This window comes from Vicinamibacteria bacterium, assembly GCA_035620555.1.
Lineage (GTDB): Bacteria > Acidobacteriota > Vicinamibacteria > Marinacidobacterales > SMYC01 > DASPGQ01.
The window spans coordinates 1-6249 of the sequence record DASPGQ010000132.1 but is presented as its reverse complement, the minus strand read 5'-3'; the positions used below and the strand labels follow the sequence as shown (position 1 = coordinate 6249).

Annotated in this window: 4 protein-coding genes; 3 read left to right on the top strand and 1 reads right to left on the bottom strand. The window is 62.7% G+C overall.

Going from position 1 to position 6249, the window contains the following annotated elements; genetic code table 11:
• On the bottom strand, positions 1–451 hold a 451-nt coding region (locus tag VEK15_05395; protein ID HXV60107.1), incomplete at its 3' end, for a serine/threonine-protein kinase.
• A gap of 58 nt (positions 452–509) precedes the next feature.
• On the opposite strand from VEK15_05395, the gene VEK15_05390 reads away from it, so the two are divergent.
• The 3 genes from VEK15_05390 (at position 510) to VEK15_05380 (ending at position 6131) form a co-directional block, all read left to right on the top strand.
• A complete protein-coding gene (locus tag VEK15_05390) occupies positions 510–4004 on the top strand; it encodes a protein kinase (protein ID HXV60106.1) in 3495 nt (1164 codons plus the stop codon).
• 86 nt (positions 4005–4090) lie between these two features.
• Positions 4091–5467, top strand: a complete 1377-nt coding sequence (locus tag VEK15_05385; protein ID HXV60105.1) for an ATP-binding protein — start codon at positions 4091–4093, stop codon at positions 5465–5467.
• Positions 5468–5564: 97 nt separating this feature from the next.
• Positions 5565–6131 (top strand): Uma2 family endonuclease, encoded by a 567-nt coding sequence (locus VEK15_05380; protein ID HXV60104.1) that lies wholly within the window; start codon positions 5565–5567, stop codon positions 6129–6131.
• Positions 6132–6249: the final 118 nt, after the last annotated feature.

The following is a 6249-nucleotide window of genomic DNA, read 5'->3' as shown; positions in this document are numbered from 1 at the left end:
CGAAGTCCAGAATTTTCAAGCGCCCGTCGGGAAGGATCCGGATGTTGCTCGGCTTGAGGTCGCGGTGCACGATACCCCGCTCGTGCGCCGCCTCGAGGCCCGCGGCGAGCTGCTCGCCAAGCGTCATCACCTCTTTCGGCGGAAGCCCCGCATTCGCCAATCGGTCGCTCAACGTAGTTCCGGGCACGTACTCGGTGACGAGAAAGTCGACCTCGCCTTCCGAGTCGAAATCGTGAACCGTCTGGATGTTCGGATGGTTCAGCTTCGAAAGCGTGAGCGCCTCACGTCGGAAGAGGCTGCGGGCTTCGTCGCTCGAGAGACGTCCGGGCGGAAGGAGCTTGACGGCGACGTCACGCTCGAGCCGGGTGTCCCGGGCGAGAAAGACCTCCCCCATTCCGCCCGCACCGATCTTCTCGAGAATTCGGTAGTGCGAGAGCGTTCGGCCGATCACCTCAACGCCTTTTCAGGTTGCCATGTTAGACTGACCACGGTCGCGACGTCAACGTCTCATGAGCGCGCGCTACCGTCTCACCGAGCTTCTCGGAAGCGGCGGTATGGGCGAGGTGCATCTCGCCGAAGACACGCAGCTCAAACGCCAGGTTGCGCTCAAGTTCCTTCATCCGGCGCACGAAGCCGACGCAAGATCGCGCGAGCGGCTGCAGCGTGAGGCGGAAGCCGCCGCGGCTCTCGACCATCCATTCATCTGCAAAGTGTACGAGGTGGGCGAGTGGGACGGCCGGCTCTTCATCGCGATGGAGCACGTGCCAGGCGACACGCTCGCCGCCCGTTTGAAGCAAGGTCCTTTCGGCTGGCGCGACGCCGTACGGCTCGGAATCGAGATGGCGGAGGCGCTCGACAAAGCGCACGAGCGTGGGATCGTTCACCGGGATTTCAAGCCGTCGAACGTGCTGATGACCGAGCACGAGCACGTCAAGGTGATGGACTTCGGTCTCGCGCGACAGACCGAGCCTCTGGCGAGCGCGGAGAAGACGCGGAGCGAGCTGACGAAAAGTGGTGTCTTGGTCGGAACGCCCGCCTACATGTCGCCCGAGCAGCTGCGCGGCGAAGCGGCGACGCCGGCGAGCGATCTGTTCTCGCTGGGAATCGTTCTGTTCGAGATGCTCACGGGACGTCATCCGTTCGATGCCTCGATGGGGGCCGCTCTCGGACGGGAGCCAGCGGCCCTCTCGGATACTGACGGACCCGCGTCGCTGATTTCACTCGTCTCACGGTTGCTCTCGAAGGATCCGATGACGCGGCCCGGATCGGCCGGGGAGGTGCGCGAAGCGCTCCGCGAAATCGTGGAACGACCGGGGGAGCTGGCGGGACGGGGCCCGTCGCTCGTGGGTCGTAGCGAAGAGATGACGATCCTTCGTCGTGCGCTGAATGACGGGGGACTCGTCCTGATCGGAGGTGAGCCCGGCGTGGGCAAGACGCGGCTCGCGGAAGAGCTCCTGGCGGAAGCGAAGCATTCTGGCGCGTGGACGTTCACCGGCCGCTCGTACGAGACCGAGGGCGCGCCCCCTTACGTTCCCTTCGTAGAGATCTTCGAGGAGATGCTGCGAGATTTGCCTGAGAAAGCGTTGCGGGAGCTCTGGAAAGATGCTGCCCCGGAGATCGCGAGGCTCGTTCCCGAGGTGCGAAAGCGCTTTTCCGACATCGGTCTCACGCTCGAGCTTCCGCCGGAGCAGGCCCGGCGCTATCTCTTCAATTGCATCCTCGACGTTCTCGAGAACGCGTCGCGTGGCCGGGCCGTCGTTCTGCTCCTCGACGATCTGCACTGGGCCGATGAGGGAAGCCTGCTGTTGCTGCAGCACATCGCACCCAGGCTGCGCCCCACGGGCGTGCTCATTGTCGGCACCTACCGAGACGTCGATCTGGTTGTGGGCCGGCCCTTCGCGCGAGCTCTGGAGGCGCTCATTCGCGGCCACGAGGCCGAGCGCATCTTGCTCAGGCGGTTGTCCGAGGCATCCGTCGCCGAGATGCTCGAAACACTGAGCCAGCGGAGGCTGTCCGACAAGCTCACGAAGCTCGTCTATCGCGATACCGAGGGCAATCCCTTCTTCGTCGCCGAGATCCATCGGTACTTGACGGATTCGGGCAAGACAGAGGTGTCCAACGTCGAGGAGTGGGAAGTTCCCGAGGGAGTACGCCTGGTGATCGGCCGCAGGCTCGAGAAGCTTTCGGACGATACGCGCGGGCTCCTCCAGTCGGCCGCGGTCGTGGGGCGCGATTTCTCCGTCGAGCTTCTTGTGTCGGTCTGCGGCATGGATCCTGACCGGGCGGTGGATGCGATCGAGCAGGCCGAGCGCCGCCGCATCGTTCGCTCCAAAGTCGTGGGTCGCGCCGTCAATTATGCCTTCGAGCACGAGCTGGTGCGCCAAACGCTCCTCGCCGAGCTTTCCGCCCCGAGGCGCCAACGCTTGCATCTTCGGATCGCGTCCGCGCTCGAAACCCAAAGTGGCGACGACCGGGTATCGGAGATCGCACATCACCTCTACGAAGCGGGAAGCGGAGTGGACCAGGAGAAGCTCCTGCGCTTTCTGCTGATGGCGGCCGAGCGCGCGATGAGTTCGACTGCCACCGAGGAAGCGATGCGCCACACCGAGCGAGGTCTCGGACTCGATGGCGTACCCGACGCATACCGCGCGGCTCTCCTGTATCTTCGGGGCGGCGCCCTGTGGGGCATGGGTAATTGGGAAAAGTGCACCGAGGATTGGCAGACATCTTTGACTCTCTACGAGAAGCTCGGAGACGCAAAGGGCGTGTCGCGGGTCACTTCAGGACTCATGGTGCCCATCGCTTGGGCGGGCCGCTGGGAGGACCTCGTGAAGCTGACCGATCGAGCCGAGGCAACGATTGGAACGGACCCCACCGAAGAGCGTTGCCTGCTCCTCTGTCATCGCTCTGCGGGAACGGCGATAGGTGGCGCAATTTATGCGGATGAAACCGAACGACACCTCGCGGAAGCCGAGGAGATAGCTAAAACGCTGCGTGCGCGTCATCTCGAGGGCATTGTCGCGGCCTACCGAGCGCACCCGGGAATTTTCTCCGAGGAGCTCGAGGTGGCGGCTCGAAACGCGGAACGTGCCGTCGAGCTCCTGCGTCCAAGCGCCCGGGTGTGGGATCTGCCGGTCGCACTCGCCTGGATGGTGACGGTTGCCCTCAAGCGAGGCGAGCTTGACGAGGTCGCGCGCATTGGGGAAGAGTGCGTTCGCGTTTCCAGGAAGGTAGGTCACCTCGGCGGACTTAGTTTCGGAGAGAGGCATCTCGCCCAGCGTGCCTTCATGATCTCAGGCGACCTCGAAGCGTACGCCGATTTCGCCGAGTGCGATATCGAGACCGTGCGTCAAGTCGCCCCGCGCGCCATCGCGGGGTCGATCACGGCCAAAGGATTGGTCCAGTTCTGGAATGGTGATTGGGAGGGGGCGGTGGTGACCTTCACGGGTTCGCTCGACGTGCCGACGGTGCCCATCTTCGTAGGTGCCATCGAAGGTGCGCACCTGTTCGCCAGTGCGTATCTCGGCAAGAGCGATGCACTGGCTCTGATGAGCAAGTACCGCTCGCACCTTCCGAGGCTCGGAGCGCCAAACGAGTCCGGACGTTATCGCTTTCTGCTCCACGCCATCGAGGCCCTAGCCGTACTGGATAAGCCTGCAGACGCAGCAGAGCTCTATCCGTTGACGCGAGAGCTCCTCCACAGAGGAGGCAAGCTGTTAATGACGGCCGACTACATCGAGAAGGCTGCCGCCATCGCCGCGGCCGCGGGTGAGCAATGGGACGTCGCGGAGACGCATTTCGAGAACGCGCTCGAACAAGTCGATACCATGCCCTATCGCCTCCAACAGCCCGAGGTGCGACGGTGGTACGCCTGGATGTTTCTATCTCGCAACCGCACCGGCGACCGCGAGAAAGCAAACGCGCTCCTCGAGCAGGCCATCGCCGCGTATCGCGAAATCGGCATGCCCCGCCACGAGCAACTGGCACGCAAAATGATGGTCTGACCCAGATCGCCTCAGACCAAACTTACCTTGATTGTTACTTACATTGAAGGTAACTTACATCATACGTAAGTACCTGGATCAAAAGAATGAGGTTCGTCAACCGGGAAGAAGAGTTGCTCCGACTCGCCGATTGGTGGAGCCGCCCGGGGTCGCTGCTCGGTCTGGTTTGGGGCCGACGGCGGGTGGGAAAGACCGCTCTCCTCAATGAGTTCGCGAAGGACAGAAGGGTCGTTTTCCATACTGCCAGCAGCCGGCCGGTTGCCGATGAGCTGAAGGTCCTGAGCCGCCTCGTCGATTCGGCCTCGAAGCCCTTCTTCCGCGACCTCGGAAGCCGTCCGTTCGTCGACTGGGACGACTGTTTCGACACTCTTGCGGAGTTGTCCCGGCGGGAGCCGATGCTGCTCGTTCTGGACGAGTTCCCCGAGCTGAAAACCACATCTCCTGAGCTCGAGAGCGTTTTGCGTGCCTTCTGGGAGCGCGTGCGGAACAGGACCCTCCTCCGTATTCTGATCTGTGGCTCCGCGGTCAGAACGATGGAGGCGATCCAGGAAGAGCGAGCGCCTCTTTACGGACGGTTCGACCTCAGCTTGCATCTGCATCCTTTCTCTCCTCATGAGGCATCGAAGATGTTGCCAAGGCTCAAACCCGCGGACCGAGCTCTGGTGTGGGGTCTGGTCGGCGGAGTACCTCTTTATCTGGAATGGTGGGACGAAGCGAGCTCAGTGAGGAAAAACCTCGAACGCCTCGTGTGCACGCCCGGCGGCGCGCTCCTCACCGAGGGCGATTTGATTCTGGCTCGGGAGGGGGGGAGCGGCGATTTGACCCGGCAAGTTCTCTTCGCCGTGGCCGCGGGACGAACGAAGTACAACGAGATCGAGCAGGCGATCGGCACGAGCCCGCACCGTATCGTCGAGAATCTCATCCAGCTTCGACTTCTGGAGCGGTTGTCCCCGGTTACCGAAGTTTCTCAGCGGACACGTCGGAGCAGTTATCGGATTGCCGATAACTTTCTCGCATTCTGGCTGGGTGTCGTCTCGAAATACCGTGCCGAGATCGACCGAGGTCTCGGCAGAACCATCCTCAACCCCCTGATTGCGGAGCTGGACGACTACATGGGGCCTCGCTGGGAGGACGCCTTCCGTGAACATCTTCGCCGCCTCGCGGCCCGTGGCGAGCTGGCGGAAGATGTGGTTGCCGTTGGATCGTTTTGGAGCGACGGAGTCGACCCCGTCGAGATCGACGCGGTCGTCCTGGCAGGTCGAAGCCGAAAAGCCATCCTGGTGGGCGAAGCCAAGTGGGCTCGGGAAGTGGATGGTGAACGAGTGGGCCGCGTCCTTCGCGACAAGGCACGCCGTCTGCCGACGATCGCCGACGAGCTCGTGTACGCGGTCTGTGCTCGTGAGAAGGTGAACCGGTCGAAGGGCCTCAAGACCGTTACCGCTCGTCAAATTTTCGGGCGCTAGTCCTGTCGACCAAGCTCTGTCGGACAAAGCTCCTCGAACCGCGGGAGGTTGAGCGGCCTCTTTTTCGTCCGATGAGACGAAGAAGTAAGCTGACGCTATGTCACAGGCGATCGAGTCCTTGCCGGCGCGACGTTTCACGATCGAGGAGTATCACCGCATGGCGGAGGCCGGCACTATCGGTCCCGAGGAGCGTGTCGAGCTGGTCCGAGGCATCGTTCGCGGGATGAGCCCCAAGAATCGAAGCCACGTCGTCGCGGCGGCACGGATTCACGGTTTGCTTCGGGAGGCGCTCGAGTGGCGGGCGGGCGTCTATCAAGAAGCTCCGCTTCGGATGGAGAGCCTCGAGTCCGAACCCGAGCCCGACATTCTCGTTTGTTCCAATCCGGAACTCTCCGCCTATGGAACCGGCGAGACGAAGCCGGTTCTCGTCGTCGAAGTGTCCGAGTCTTCCCTCGACATCGATCTCGGGTCGAAGGCCCTTCTGTACGCGGAGGCGGGGGTGCTGGAGTACTGGGTTGTCAACCTCACCCTCGGTGTTCTCGAAGTCTTTCGCGAGCCTCGTGGTGGTCGCTACCGCTCGCACACCAGGCTATCTCAGGAATCCACCATCGCGCCCGAGGCTTGGCCAGCTGGCGAGCTCGTGGTCGGATTGTTCTTTCGCTAGACCCTGGCTGCGTGGCGCGGCTCAACCGAAGGGCGCTACCGCCGAGCTCGTCGAAGAGACTCCGGCTCGCACATATTATGCTTCAGTAACATAATGCCACAGCGTCATAATCTGAATC